Source organism: Pseudomonas sp. IC_126, assembly GCF_004331835.1.
Taxonomy (GTDB): domain Bacteria; phylum Pseudomonadota; class Gammaproteobacteria; order Pseudomonadales; family Pseudomonadaceae; genus Stutzerimonas.
Genome location: NZ_SJSS01000004.1, coordinates 322099 through 336944 on the forward strand (window position 1 = coordinate 322099; position 14846 = coordinate 336944).

General features: G+C 59.3%; 3 protein-coding genes. All 3 read right to left on the reverse strand.

The genetic code is table 11. From position 1 onward, the window contains the following. Positions 1–100: 100 nt before the first annotated feature. Genes E0D86_RS14880 through drmD form a run of 3 tightly spaced genes read right to left on the reverse strand, consistent with a single transcriptional unit; the run spans position 101 to position 14402 of the window. Complete coding sequence (locus tag E0D86_RS14880; protein WP_131650818.1) at positions 101–6052, reverse strand: DEAD/DEAH box helicase; 5952 nt, start codon at positions 6050–6052, stop codon at positions 101–103. Continuing rightward, on the reverse strand, positions 6052–11142 hold the full coding sequence (locus E0D86_RS14885) for an Eco57I restriction-modification methylase domain-containing protein (RefSeq protein ID WP_177493056.1): 5091 nt from the start codon (positions 11140–11142) through the stop codon (positions 6052–6054). Before E0D86_RS14885 ends, E0D86_RS14880 begins: the two co-directional genes overlap by 1 nt. Next, on the reverse strand, positions 11139–14402 hold the full coding sequence (drmD, locus tag E0D86_RS14890; RefSeq protein ID WP_256681231.1) for a DISARM system SNF2-like helicase DrmD: 3264 nt from the start codon (positions 14400–14402) through the stop codon (positions 11139–11141). Before drmD ends, E0D86_RS14885 begins: the two co-directional genes overlap by 4 nt. Between the last annotated feature and the right edge of the window lie 444 nt (positions 14403–14846).

Genomic DNA, 14846 nt, shown 5'->3' on the forward strand with positions numbered 1-14846 from the left:
ATGAGTAGCAGCGAGGCTACCCATGCGGTCTTCGGGCTACTTTCTTTTTTTACCGTTTCATCCAGAAGTTAACCTCTTTACAGGCACTTATACCTCCGCTTTACAGCACCCTTAGAAGCTCCGCGACGGCAATAACGTCACCCTCTTCCTCCGGCTCAAGTACCAAGGCCTCAAACTCAGGATTGAGTGGCTTGAGCGTTATCCGCTCGTGTTGCCACTCACCATCATCACTCGCAGTTTTTTCACTGGAGTAAACTTTTAAGGTGTATTCCCCGCCCGTCTCGATATCGGCAACACCCGCATGCCAGATGAGTAGCTTCCGGCCCTGCCGACTACCCGTCGGCACGGGCCGGAACAGACAGTAACTACCGTCCGGCACCAAGGGCTCCATAGAGCGGCCAACCACCTGGGCTACAAACATGCCGTGCTCCAACTTGCTGTCGTCCAGTACGACCCAGTCGTCTGCATGTTCGGCCATATCAGGCAGCCCATCCTGCAGCTTGCTCCATGCACCAGCAGCGGCCTCCAGACCCGCTAATGGAACACAGCCGTTATAGGGCTCAAAACCCGCGTCATTCGGGGTGATAGTTTTGAATGGCAGTACCTTGGCACTGGATACAACCACCCCAACCATTGCGCTACTTGCAGAGTCAAACCAATCGCCACTGGCCGCCAGCTCCTTTGCTTTTGCCTTGCCGAGTACGGCCCGGGCAATGCGGCGCATGTGCTCGCGCATCACCGTCTTGTCGAACAGTTCCTGGTACTGGATTTCGATGACTTCGTAATCGGTATTGAGCAGCTCCTGACGGATCTGACGGTCCCTGGCTGCCGTCTGGACATTGCCATGCAGGTGGTCACTCATACCATCCAGATAAATGCAGACGCCTTCGTACTGGTCGTTTGGCTCATGGAAATACACATCCGGCCGAGTGGTGATGTTTCCCGGCAGAGGAATCGGTCGCTCGGTTTCAAAGGCCGGCATACCGGCAGCCTTCAGCAAGGCTACCAACTGCTGCTCAGGCGCATTGCCCGGCTGCTGCGTCAGCGTCTTGTCCGGCAGCACAGGTGCCACATCGTGAGCAAACCTGAGTCCAGAGCCCCAGTCATCCAGATACTCCAGCGCCGTGTGACGATTCAGCTTGTCGTGATAGAAGGAGTTGCGGAAATGTTGCAAACAGTCCACACAAGATGCCTCGCATGCAGAGGGGCACGCCTCCACCAGTCGCCGAGCGGCAGCAACCACATCCGGCCAGTGCGCCAGCAGCTGCTCCAGCAAACCCGAACCACCAGGCATCGGGTCGTACAACAGTGCATCCACTGCTTCGCTGTCGGGCTTGCCGATAACCTGCACCTGAAGGTCAGAAATTTCCATATCCAACACATCAGCGGCGCCTTGGCGCAGGGACTCCATCAGGCTGTAAGCCACCTCCTGTGATGGGCAGTCCTGCAGTACCAATGCATCAGCTACCACCTCGGCATAAAAGGCGATGTTCTGCGCCGGCCGACCACAGCGCTCGATGTGAAATTCGTTGAAGCGATCCAGTTCCTGAGGGCCACTCATCGGAGAGCGGCTGGCACCGCAGACCAGGCACAGCGGATAACCGATCAAGGCATTGGAGCGCACCTGACTGGCGGCCCCTACGTTCACCAGGCGCATATGCAGGCCATGTTTCAGTTGCAGCTCGGCCTGGCCCCACTCGTAAAGCGCTCCCCCAGAATGCCTTCCCTGATCCTGGGCAAATACGGCAACAGGCATCTGGAAACGGTAGTCCTCATCATCGGAGATGTAGGAGTGGTGTGGTGCATCCACATCGCAGATCGCCACGCCCGGAATCTGCGTGGCAGCCATCGAAGCCGCCTGAGTATTCGACTGAGCACTGCGGCCGGCTTCCTGAATGGCCTCGCTGGCCACTTCCACGGCAAACACCAGTGGTTCCTCAGGGATCAGGTGGAAGTGCCGGGGCACAAACTTGTGGGCGTTCGCATAGATCAGGTTACCCGGTACGTATTCACGCACAGCCAGTGCGGTGTTGCGGCGTAGCTCCCAGTCGCTGATATCCGAGCTGTGGCGCGGTGCAACGTGAGTCAGGGTGACTGCACCGGTATCCAGGCCATAGCCTGGCAGGAAACCCTCAGCTGCCAGCACGCCATAAGTGTTGGTGTCGTCGACGCCTTCGGCCTGATTGCGGTTGCGCTTCGCCTCGCCCTTGAGCTTCTTCACCAGTCGCTCGCAGCGGCTGCGTAGCGCTTCTTCGTCCGCATCGAGCGCGCCCTTGTTGCTGGCCACCTTGCGCAGACGCTCCAGCTGGCCCAAGGCCCACTGCAGTCGCTGGAACAGACGATCAATCACGCCTTGCAGCTGCACTGCAAAGCCGCTGATCACAGCGGCCAGTTGATCCTGACTGACCACCTCGCGGTCACTGGCCGGCCAGCCCTGATGGAAGGCTTTCAGCACCGCGTGCAGCAGGGTGTCGTGGTGCATAGCGATCTGCTCCGCCAGCGGCTTGACCGATAGCGGCATATCCCGCACGAAGCCATCGGCGGTGAACAGATAGGGCTTGATTTGACCCGGCAGGCAGAGCTGCAAGGATTGCTGCAGAGCGTTGACCTGAGCTTCGGGCAGCTTCTTGTCGCGCAGCATCTGCAGCAGCGTGGTCAGTACCGTGGCATGCACATGCTTGGTCACCATCACCGGGTTGCGCAGGTTGAAACTGGGCGGCTCCACCAGACCCTCGAGCATCTTCAGAGGCTCGTTGAAATAGGCCCGGTCGTGGCTGGTGGTGCGCGCATAGGTCAGATCCAGCGCCATGCGGAACTGTCGGCCGGCACGACCAGCACGCTGCCAGTAGTTGGCCGGCAACGGCGGTACGTTACGCATCAGCACCGCATCGAGCGAGCCGATGTTGACGCCCATCTCCAGCGTCGGAGTACAGACCAGCGTGTTGATGCGGTCGTTGTCGCCTTTGAAGGCGTTTTCGATGCGTTCACGCTCGGGGCCAGGGATCTGCGCAGAGTGTTCTCTCGCGCGCAGCATGGAAAACTCCTGATCCAGCATCAGCAGATCGTAGTTGTCCGGGTTCTCTGCCTCAAATACCAGCTTGCCGTTGCAACGCCAGGCCATGCAGGACATGCCGGGATTTACACGCGCATGCAGGCGGCGGCAGGTCTGGCAGCGATACATGCCCGTCGCCGGGATCAGCACCAGCTTGTCCGCATGCACCTGGACTGCACCGTGACAGCCAGGCAGATTCTTGCCGCGAGCACCTTTCAACTGAACCTGGGTGAGCACCTCCAGCTCGTTACTGCACAGACTCCAGAGGTCCTGAAGGAATGCCTGCAGCAGGTCAGGATCTACTCCCCAACTGCGGGAAGCCTGCTTCGCTGTGGTGTCGTAGTTGCTGAACCACTGCTTGATGCGAGTCTTCTCGTGCTGACTGTCACGCTCGAAGACCAGTGCCTCCGGCACGCCACGCATATTCGGCAGATAGCCGCGCAGCACCTCTTTTTCGCCGTCGAGCCAAGCCTTGGAGAACATCCGTGTCACCGGATCGAACAGCATGCGACGGGAGCGGGCGGCATCCAGCAGCGAGGCAATGCCTTCACACAACTCTTCATCGGTACAGCCCAACCGGCGCGCCCACTTCTGGATAGTCGGATGATCCGGAGTCAGGCCCTTGTACTGGATTTTCAGTCGCCCCAATGGCTCCAGACCAGTGCTTTGCCGGCTCCCCTGGGTCAACTCGCGCAGCAGCTGGGCACGCAGGAACCACTTGCGCTCCTCACCATGGGCCAGACTGGTTTCTGACTTGGGCTCTACCCGCCACACTTCGGGAATCAAGGCGCGGGATAGTTCGTCATCGGCATCGAGGAACTTGTCCAACCAGAGAATCAGATCGCTGATCGATACGGCACCTTCGCGCAGTTTCTTGTAGATCAGCTCGCGCAGGCGGTAGCGACGTGCACGATCCTGCATCCAGCCGGCCTGGAATGCTGCATCCTGGCGATTGTCGGCGAATACCAGCAGACGCTTGCGCTCGGCGCGATGGATCATGCTCTGCGCCAGCACATGCACATCGGCCACACCGGTAGCACGCACCGGGCGGGCCGGCTCGCGATAGCTGCCGGTTGTTCGGCGTCCGTGTGCGCCGCAGGACACACAGCGGGTCAACTTGCCGATGTTTTCAGGCTTTTGCTGTACGAAGTGCAACGCTTTGAAAGGTTTATTGCGGCCGCAACCGACGCATTCGGGCAACTGTCGATCATGGGCGGTGCCGCAGTAGCGACAAACAAACAGCACCTCACTGCGTGGTGGCTCCTCTTCACCGTCAGAGCCCACCTGATGATCGAGTGATACCGCACGCACGCCACCTAGATTGATGTCTACTGCGCGCCAGACTCGCCCCTTGCCTTCAGCAGAGCCGCCACCTGGTTCATCACCGGTAAAGTTGAAGTCTTCCAGCCCGTGCTCGAAATAATGCTGTCCACAAGTCGTACAACTGGACAGCGGGAAGGTCTTGAGCTCCGGGTCACGGCTCTCTGCATTGGCGATGGCATCCTCAGCCGACAGCCACAGCCGGGTATTCAGCCCTTGTCCCTCCTCGAAAGTCACCACTGCACCACTGACGCCGCGCACGAAGCCATGCACAACCGGCCGTAGCAGGGGGCGGTCGCCGTTGCGTGCCGCCGCGCCCAGTGCCAGCCAGATCAGAATTTCCTCTTCGGTGATGCTGCGGCCGAGCATCGCCCTCAGCTCCTCTAGCAGTGCGGCGACCGCTCGGGGCCGCCGCAGCGCCTCGGCAATCTGGTACACCACCTCGTTATGGGACAGCCACTGGTTCAGGGCCGCACGCCAGTTTTCATCGGCCATGCGCATGCCGCTGGTGGTCTGGAACCAGATGCGGAAAGCCTGCAGATCGGCTGCTTCGACTTCGGCACGATCTAGCTGGCTGAGCATCTCCAGCACGGTTTTCAGCTGCAGTGCCTGATCGCCATTGAACGGCGCACTGACCCTGCGCGGCTCACCCCAGATGTCCTCTTCGTAGGCTTCGCCAATCAGCTCCACCTTCTGGCCATCCACACCGAAAAAGCGACTAGCGAACTCACGTCCGGCCTCGATGCCTTGGCGAGGGTCGGCGATAGTCGCCGAGGTGGCGATGCAGGTTGTGCTGTTCTCATCCTTGCCGCAATAGGCGCGCAAACGGCGAATCAGGCAGGCCGTCTCGGCTCCGCCGGCACCGGTGAAGGTGTGTGCCTCGTCGAAGACCATGAACTCCAGACGCGCGTTGTCGAACAGTTCCAGATCCTGCTGACGGGTGAGCAGCAGCTCCAGCTGCTTGACGTTGGTCAGCAGAATACGTGGCTGCTGGCCGGGCTTGCGCATGGCCTCGCGGCTCACCCGCTCCTCGGCCGGATGCAGGGCCACGTCCATCTTCTGCTGCTGCATTTGCGCCAGCTTGCTGCGGTAATCAGCCACCGTGCTGCCCGGGGCCAGGCGCACACCGTTGACATCGGCATCGGTCCTCGGCGTCTTGCCGACGTACATGCCGAAGGTCACGCCAGTGCCCACCAGTAATTCGCGCATGCGCTGCAGCTGGTCTTCCGCCAGGGCGTTCATCGGGTAGACGATCACTGCCGTGATCCCCGCTGCGGCCCCCTCGTCGCGCAGCTGCAGGCAGCGGCTAATGATCGGCAACAGGAAGGACTCGGTCTTACCCGAACCAGTACCGGTGGCCGCCAGAGTGGTGATGCCGTCCTTGATAGCTCGGAAGGCCTTTTCCTGATGCAGGTAAGCGCCCGGGTACGGCGACAGCTGCTTAACATGCGGGTGCAGTACACCCTCGCTGATCAGCTGATCGAGGCTGGCCCCCTTCATGAAAGTGCGCGACAGGGAAATGTACGGTCCCTTCAGCAGTGGGGTGTTGCGGGTGTGCTCCAGGTTGAGCAGTTGGCGCATCTGCCGGTAGAGGTTTTCATCTGCAAAGGCATAGGTGCTGAGCTGGTAGCGGAGAAAGTCGCTAACCACATCTTCGGTGTAGGTAATCGGGTTCAGCATCAGAACAGTGCTCCCTGCGTGAAATCTGCTGTGTAACTGGTCGGCTCCTCGGCCACGCCTAGAGTCTCTGCGACCTCCGGCAGCGGCACGATACGGCGGATCAGCTCGGCATGAGCGGCACACTCCTGCCAGGAGCGCTCCACGTCCTCACTCACCTGCCAATCATAGAAGCGCGGTCCCAGGCGTGAAGCCACCGGCTGGTATTCCTGCGCGCGCTCATCGTGGCCTAGACCGTAGTCGGCCAGACGCAGCTGTTCCGGGATCAGCCAGCCTTCGCCGTTGTTCTGGGTTAAGAAGGCGTCGAGGCCTTTTTGCTTCAAGTCGTGAAAAGCAACACGCGACAGTACGGTGTGACGCAGTTCGGGATCGTTATCTTTATCGATGCGCCAGAACCGCTTTTGGTCGAGAGACCTTGTATTAGCTTTTACTCTCAAAAACTCCAGAGGATGATCCGTATCTTTCAATATCCAAGAAAAATCATTGGCATCTAAGCCGTACAAATGCGCCATAAGCGCATCTAGGATAACTCTAAGCCTCAACCTCTCGGCATCTGTTACGGCCCACAAGCTTCGCCATGAAGCTTTTGGATCAAAATGCACCACATCAAGCCAAGCGGGCGAAAAACTCTCGTCACAACAGGATAGCTGCGCACTTATTTTTTTAATAACCTCACGCATAGTACTGATGGAATCAGGCCTGACCAGCGCACACTCTTCCACTATGAAGTAATTCAGATGGAGGTAGCCGATTTTGAACTTGGCAATATAGTCAAACTCGAAAGAACCAAGCACTGATTGAAGCTCAAGCTCACCATCGAACCTGCTACACGAGAGCACCGGCGAAGCATTAACCGCCGGAAGGTTTGGTGTAATAGCAGACATCATTGTGCGCTTGTGAACGGCAGTACTAATATCCTTAAACAGCAGCCGGCTCGTTTTGTGGATTGCACCTACATCCGCCCAGTCACGCAAACTTATTAAGTATTCAGGCCTCATCACCTTTGGGAATACAATGTTTTCCCACTTCGCGCCGCGGCCCTTTCCAGACAGCCAACCGGAAACACAGAAATCCCAAAGATCAAAGATCTTGGCGTTATATATTGGCAACGCCACATCCTCGATCTCCTCAACCCGCATCGCCTGCTGCCTATCACGCGACAGCACCAGCCCCGGCTCACGGTCAAGTATTTGTTTTGGGCCGTTGTAATCGCGCCAGGGACCTTTCAGCCAATGACCATACTCGTCAGGATAGTAGCCCTTTTCCTCCCACTTAGGCCGCGGTGGGAACAACTTGGAGTCGGACGTCATATTGAAATCGCCTTGCTGGAACTTGATACGCCAGCCACTTTCGCTTTGGTCACCCAACAGCACGCCGTTGGCGTAAATCTTCTGCAGAACACGCAAGTCTTGTTCGCTGCTGATTTCTAAAATAGCTTTGGAATAAGGCGAGAATTCCTCCACCCTCGCCCGTGGATAGGCCAGTACATGATGCTCAGCCTGCTCCCAGTCATCCACGTTACGATGCATAAAGGCGGCGCGGATGGCCTGGGTTTGCCCGCCCTTCTGCACAATCAGCGGACAAAATTTAAAGGAGCGATGGATATCGAAAATGCCTTCGCGGTTTTCGAAGCCAAACAACCACTGCCAGTCGCACTGGCTGAGGAACAGCTCGCGTAGGTCACTGGTGCCCTTGTCGCTGTAGATACCACTAGGCACAATCATGCCCATGCGTCCCTGTTTGCGCAGCAGGGCGTGGCTCAGCTCCAGAAACATCTTTTGCAGGTACGGTTTGCCTGATCCTTGATGAACAAAGGGGTGCGCGGTATCGGAAAACCCCTTGCGCTTCTTACGCTGTTGCAGCCATTTTTTGTGAATGGCTGCTGAGGCGTCGTAGCTGTTCTTGCCGCGCCCACCCAGATTCAGGTCGTGCTTCTTCTTACCGTCCTTGTCTTCGGTAACACGATCACCAAAGGGCATCCCCACCGCATTCATCCAGTTGGCGAAAGCCTTGAAGTTTGCGATGTATGCAATCCAGTTATGCTCCAGTTGCGGCCAAGCGCGGAAGTAGTCGAGTTGCTTGGCCAACGCATCCTGCTTGCCGTAGGCACGGTAGAGCGGATCGTGGTTAGAGAAAAACTCCTTGGAGTTTGGCTGCATGGTTTCCCACGGCGGGTTGCCCAGCAGCGCATCGAAGCCGTCCTGGGTGGAGGTGAATACGTCGGGGAACTCCAGTTCCCAGTGGAAGAATCGCTGCTGGCGAGCCACGTCGGCCGCAATCGCCAGCGCGTCCTCATCCGGCCTGACAAAATCGCGCGGCAAGGGCGCCTGTTCGATCCGCTCACCCGGCCAGAACCACAGCGCGCACCAAAGATCCATACGCGCCTTAAGGTCATGGTAATGGAGGTTATTCAGCACCTCGTTGCGGTAGACCTCAGCGCGCTTTTCGCTTTCGTGCACCGGCAGGCGATGCAGCTTGCGGAATACCTTGAGCAACTCGTCATGCACATTGCCGGCATCCAGCCCACCCTCCAGGGTGAGCTGGCCACTGAGCATAGCCTTGAGCTGCTCCGGTACCGCCTTGGCGCGAGCCTTGATGGCATCGGTGAAGACATCACCCTTCTTCTTGCCCTTGGCATCCTCGTACCAGTGGTTGATCAGGTTGTCGGGCTTGTTCTTCTGGTAGTCCTTGTCGCCACCCTCACGCTCCCAGGCCATGGCCGGGTAGTCGCGATAGGTATCGAACCAAGTGCCTACCAAGGCGTTGCCGACCTTGAGCTTGTGATCGAGGAAGCCGAACGGCAGATCGCGATCCATGGTTTCCACCCACAGCGCCATGCGGCCGAGCTCTACTGCCAGCGGGTCGAGGTCGACGCCGTACAGGCAGTTTTCCACGATATGGCGCTTGAGCTGGGCACGCAGGGCTTCCTCGAAGCCGTCTTCGCGCGGGTTAAGCTTGGTCAGCTCGTCACTCAGCAGCTCAGTCAGCTGACCATCAGCCATGCGCGGCACGCTGCCATCTTCACTACGCTCGATCAGCTTGTGATGGAACAGTGATTGGGTCAGCGCATCGGTGAGGTAACGCAGCGCACTTGCCAGGAAGGAGCCCGAGCCCATGGCCGGGTCGCAGACCTTGAGTGCCAGAATCTGCTCCGGCCGCTTGGGCACCCACTCCACCACGGTTTCCAGGCCGGTACGTGGGTCGACTTCACTGTGAACCGGATCAAAGGCCAGTGGTTGCAGAGTACGGCGCACGGTGGGCGCAGCTAGCTGCGGCCGGGTGTAGAAGGTGCCGGCCCCCTTTCGGGTACCACCCCAGCGCACCAGGTAGAACTGGCCGGGAGCCACCAGACGTGCGCACAGCTGCTTGGCAGCAGTAGCCAACGCCTTTTGCTGTTCATCGTTATTGCTGTTGGCAGGGCGACGACCTCGCGGCTTTTTCACCAGCCCGGCCAGCAGCGCGGCACGCTCCAGCCAGGCATTGGCCCGAGCCAGATGGTCTTCGCTCAGGGTCGGGACATCGCCGGCATCTGCGCTGTCCTGGGGCCCTTCGCTGTCTTCATCGAGCGACTCAGCGTCTTCGTCTACGGCCTCTTCGTCAGCCTCTTCGCTGTCGGTTTCTTCGCCTTCATCCTCGCTGTCGTCATCACCCTCATCGGTGCCGCCCTTGTCCTTCTTCTTCAGCGCCTCGAACAGCTGTTTGATGGCCTTGTCGTCCATCGCTTCCAGCTGGGAGAGGGTCAGCGCCGGCTGGTTGCCCACGGCAAGGAAGATTACCGGGTCGCCGTCGGCGGCCTGTTTCAGCTCGAAATCCAGCAAGCCTTCATAGAGGATGCCGATGTATTCGGATGACAAGGTGGAGAAATCGACAGGCGCATCCACCCAGCGACTGCTGCGGCCCTGGCGTACCTTCATTTTGGTACGTGTGAGCAGGCGCAGCAGCTTGTGGACCTGCAGGTCGCTCACCGTGTTCTGGCTATTCTCCAGGAGTGCCAGTGCACGAGATATACCGTCTTCACTGGCTGGATTGCCCGGCTCGAACAGGGCACCTCCATACTGGGGTACGGCCAGGCGCTCATGTGCGGAGCCTTCATGGATCAGGTTGAACAGGCCGATCATCCGTGGCCAGGCGCTGCGGCCCTGGCTGAGGCGTTCGTTGCCTCGCCCCCCAGCACGACGATCCAGCTGGTGACGCAGGCCTTCCAGGCTGTAGGCCTGCTGGTAGATGGGGTTATCAACCGGCATCAGCCCGCGTGCTTCGGCAAACAGAGTGATAATAGAGCGCATGATGATGCGCGAGCCGGCAACGTAGAGATCCTTGTAGTCGTGTGCCTGGCCGTTCTGCTGAGCTTGCTCGATGGCCGCATGGGAGGCGGTGATCAGCTCCTCCACACCCTGACGGACGCGCTCACCCAGCACGCTGGACAGTTCCGCCTGCCCCTTGCGCGAGACGCTGATGGCCGCGAGCAGAGAAGACTGGCCCTGGGCGGCCAGCAAGGTGTTGCGATTGAGTAGCGTACGCCAGATGGCGGTCTGCGCCGAAGGTTGGCCTTCGTCGAACCACAGATCGATATCCCACTCGCACCAGGCATCGTAATCGGCACCGGCATGCACCAGCCGCCATTGCCGACCATTGGTTACCAGCGCCAGCGGTTGCTGGGTACGGCGCAGCCACTCGACCACCCGGCCGAGCAACTGACGGGAGCGTCCCACGCCAAGGCGGCCAGAGAACTGACGCGAGCCACCATCGTCCGGCACGAACAGCGCCAGCGTCTCGCCATCTGGCCCCTGCCAGAGGCGCCGCGGCTTGATCTGTGCGCCGGTGAAACTGCGTACGGTCCAGCGACTATCGACATTCTGGGCCTTCTGCCATTCCTCGGCGGGCAGGCCAGTCAGATCCTGCAGGATATAGTCGAGCAGCCGGCTAAGGCTTTCGTTGCTGCCATCGAAGGCAGTCAGCGCGCGACGCAGCCTTTCCGCCTCGTAACCAGCCATGGTCGGCGAACCGGTCGGGAAGAATTCATCGAGCTTGGCAGGGAAAATCAGCAGGCCGCCGTGCTTGAGCTGTGCCCAGCCATCCGTGTGCAGACTCATGCGCGGGCCTCCGGGAAGCGGATTTCAATGGTTACCGGGAATACCTGAGCTTCGCCGCGCAGCGCGAAGCGGCGTGGCAGAACCTTGTCGAGGATGCGTTCCTTTTCAGTACTGAGGCGCTCCTGCAGATCGCCGAACTGGTTCTGGCGACGCTTGAGCTCGTCCTCCAGATCGCGCAGACGCTTTTCGGCAAGGGCATCGGCATCGTCAAACAGTTGCTGCTGAATACTGGCCGCCCGTTGCTCTTCGATTTCACGCTTGAGCTTGTCGATACTTTGCGTTTTCTGCAGCGCTGCTACTTCGCGGATGCGCTGCTCGAAGGCCTCCTTCTCATGGTTCCTGGCTTGATCGAAGGCACCCTTGAGTTCCTGCCGCAGGGTACTGGTCAGTTCCGTGCGGTGCTGAGTGATCAAGGCCTTCACTTCATCCTCCACCTCATCCCAGAGCTCGCGTGCTGCAGGCAAGTCAGCGCTGGACAGCTGGCCAGGCTGGCCATGGTGAGGCCCCTGGTAAGGCAGCGCTTCACCCAGTTCCCCACCCTGCACTGGCAGAGCCAAGGTGCGAGTCCAGTGATGGAAGGTTTCCCGCAACTCGTTGATCGCCATCTCTTCCAAGGTCAGCAGCACCATGGCCTCGATACCCGCCGGAACCTGACCGTGGGTCACCACCCAGCGGCTAGGCTGGAAGCCGTTCTGCCCACCTGGGAAGCGCAGTCGGGCAAAGGCATTGAGGGACTGGCGCAGCAAGGGATGCCCCAAGTGCAGCAGGACGGTATCTGGAGACGGGCGGAATACCGGCCGACCATTGAGGTGGTGGATAAAGAAACTGTTGTCGAACACCAGCCAGGGCATGGCACCGCTGACACCTTTCTGAGCAGGCAAACGCAGGCTGTCATCTACCACTGCCTGCCAGCGACTGGGCAACGGTGTACGCAGGCGCATCCTGCCCTGAGCATCGGGGCCATCGAGAACCTCGCGGGGGGCGCCGAGCCCCAAGGCAAGGCGCAGGGTGCCCTTGAGGGTCTCGGGATTCAGATCCAGATCAGCCAGCAGGGCCTGCAGACGCTGCTTCTCCTCCTCACCGCGATCCTCTGTATGTACGTTGGCATCGCTGGTTGAACCACGCCGGCCGGCGATTTGCTGATCCAGATCGCTCAGTACGTCACTTTCTTCGTTCAACTCCAGCATGCGGCGCTGGAAAGCGGCATCGAACAGCTCGCCTACCGAGCCCAGATCCTCGCGGATGTCGTTAACCTTGTTCAGCACCCGGGCTACGAACTGGAGGTCGCCGTCATCATCGCTGGTGAAATGGAAAATGGTGACATCGCGCGACTGACCATGGCGGTCGATACGGCCATTACGCTGTTCCAGACGCGAAGGATTCCATGGGATCTCGTAGTGCATCAGCAGGCGGGCTGTGTGCTGCAGGTTGAGACCTTCGGATGCCGCATCGGTAGCCACCAGTATGCGCACTGACGACTCGGGGTCGTTGAAGGCCCGCTTGACCGCCTCGCGGTCATCTTCATGCATGCCGCCATAGAGCTGGCTGATGCTGCCTGCATCGGCGCCATACTCCGCGTGCAGACGGTTCACCAGGTAGTCGAGCGTGGTCTTGTATTCGGTGAAGATGATCAATCGCTCGTCCGACTTCCACTGCTCGGCATTGCGCAGCTCCTTGCCGATCAGCTCCTGCAGACGCTCGAAACGGGCATCGGACTTCGGCCTGGCTTTGGTCACGGGCTGCTTATCCAGCCCGAGAGCAGTCAGCGCGGCATCCACGGCCGCAATCTCGTCCTCCAGGACATCCACATAGGGGTGAATCCAAGCTCCGACCACATGCACAGCATGGCGGTTGCGGCTTTCCCGCTCCTGGTCGTCATCGATGTCTTCTTCACTGGCGCGGCGTGCTGCGGCCACTTCCGCGGACTCCAGCGCATCTCTGGCGGCCAGACCTTCCTTGAAGCGCAGCCAGCTGTCGGCAAAGGCTACCGGGCAGGACAGCAGACGCTTGCGCAGGATCTCGATGGCAAAGTTGAGCACCATGCGGGCTTCCGGGGCCGCGCGAATCAGGCTTTTCAGTTGCGCACAGAAGGCTCGAACCGCAACAGCCAGCTCTTTCTCCGCCTTGAACATATAGAGCGGCAACGGTTCCAGGTAACGCCGGGCAAATCGCGGAGTCCGACCAGCCTGCCTGTCCTGCTCGTTGATCTCGCCTTTCAGACGACGAATCAACACATCCCCAATCATCTTGCGCTCTTTGTCGGTGAACGCCGGAGTTTGTGTGAAGCGCACCGGATCAAGCTGTTCCAGCAGGCCGGAGAAACACCGGGTATGGCCGTTGTGGGGCGTAGCGGTGAGGAACAGTCGGTGCTCGAAGTACGGTGTCAGTACCCGTAGCATCCTGGCCAGGTCACTGTCTTCACCGAAGTTCGACGGCATCAGGTTGTGCGCTTCGTCGACGATCAACAGATCCCAGGGGAGCTGTGCACCGCCACGCTGCTTGATGGACTCGCAGTTGGCGATGAATTGCTCCAGCACATCCGGCTGACGCAGGTAATGGTAGGAAGTGATGATCCTCGGCAGGGCGCGCCAGGGGTTGGCATCCAGGCCCATTTCCCGTTGCAGCTTGTGGGTAGCGGCCTTGTCGACGATGTCGAAACCGAGCGAGAACTTCTCTTCCATCTCCTGCTGCCACTGGGTGCGCAGCGCAGCAGGGGTAATGATGAGTACGCGGCGAATTCGCCGCTTGCGGATCAGTTCAGCAAGGATCAGGCCGGCCTCAACGGTCTTGCCGAGCCCCACGTCATCGGCCAGTAGCAGCGAAACGCGCGGCATGCGCATGGCTCGTGCCAATGGCACCAGCTGGAAATCATCGACGCTGACGGCGCCGTAGACTGGCGCCGTTGGTACCGGCTCGGAGCGCTGTTGCGCTGAGCTGGCAGACAGAAAGGGGGTGAGCGCGCTCCAGCGGGTTGCTCGCTGTAGGGCGAGAAACTCGTCGTGTTTCATCGGCGGCTCACGGTCGACGCGCGGCAGGGCATTGGGTTCAAGCACGACCGGGCCACGCTCACGCTCCCACAGCAGGGATTCTTCCGCGTCACCGTCGGCATCGCTGAACTCGATGGTAACCAAGTGCAGCAAAGCAGACGTCTTGCTATCGCTAAAGGGCTCTACGGAGGAGATCACACCACGACGGTTACGGACGGTGGCAAGCATGCCAACGCGAGGCAGATGACTGCCCGCTGCGTCAAAATTAGACATTGGTGATTCCGTTCAAGTTTGAAGTCAGCAAAATGGCTATTTAAAGCTGGGCTTCTTCGCTCAGAACGAAAAATCCTTAATAGCCATAAGAAGATACGATTTGATGCTGAACCTTAACCGCCTGAAGCGAATCGGGCCAGAGGGTTCTATCAACCACATCTGAGAGGTAGCGTCGGTAGGGAGGCCTCGGCCATCAGTCCGATCACCATGCTCCACGGAGTAGATGTAATCGATGGGGTGATCGAAAATAGGGTTACGTCGTTTCTCGGCAATTAGCCGAGCCAGGTCATCGAATACGTACAACTCGAAGCCTGGCCTGTGCTTCAATGCGGTAATGCAGGTCGACCTTTATGATCGTGCTGCTTGAATAAAGCTAATCGTCGCATCCGCGTATTCGATGCTTTTTTTCCTTGCTCCTTGGCCAATTCACGACGATCCTCCTTC

Bases quoted from the DNA above. Each gene is read 5' to 3' on its own strand.
- E0D86_RS14880 (WP_131650818.1), bottom strand. From the start codon at position 6,052: ATGCTGAACCCGATTACCTACACCGAAGATGTGGTTAGCGACTTTCTC.
- E0D86_RS14885 (WP_177493056.1), bottom strand. From the start codon at position 11,142: ATGAGTCTGCACACGGATGGCTGGGCACAGCTCAAGCACGGCGGCCTG.
- drmD (WP_256681231.1), bottom strand. From the start codon at position 14,402: ATGTCTAATTTTGACGCAGCGGGCAGTCATCTGCCTCGCGTTGGCATG.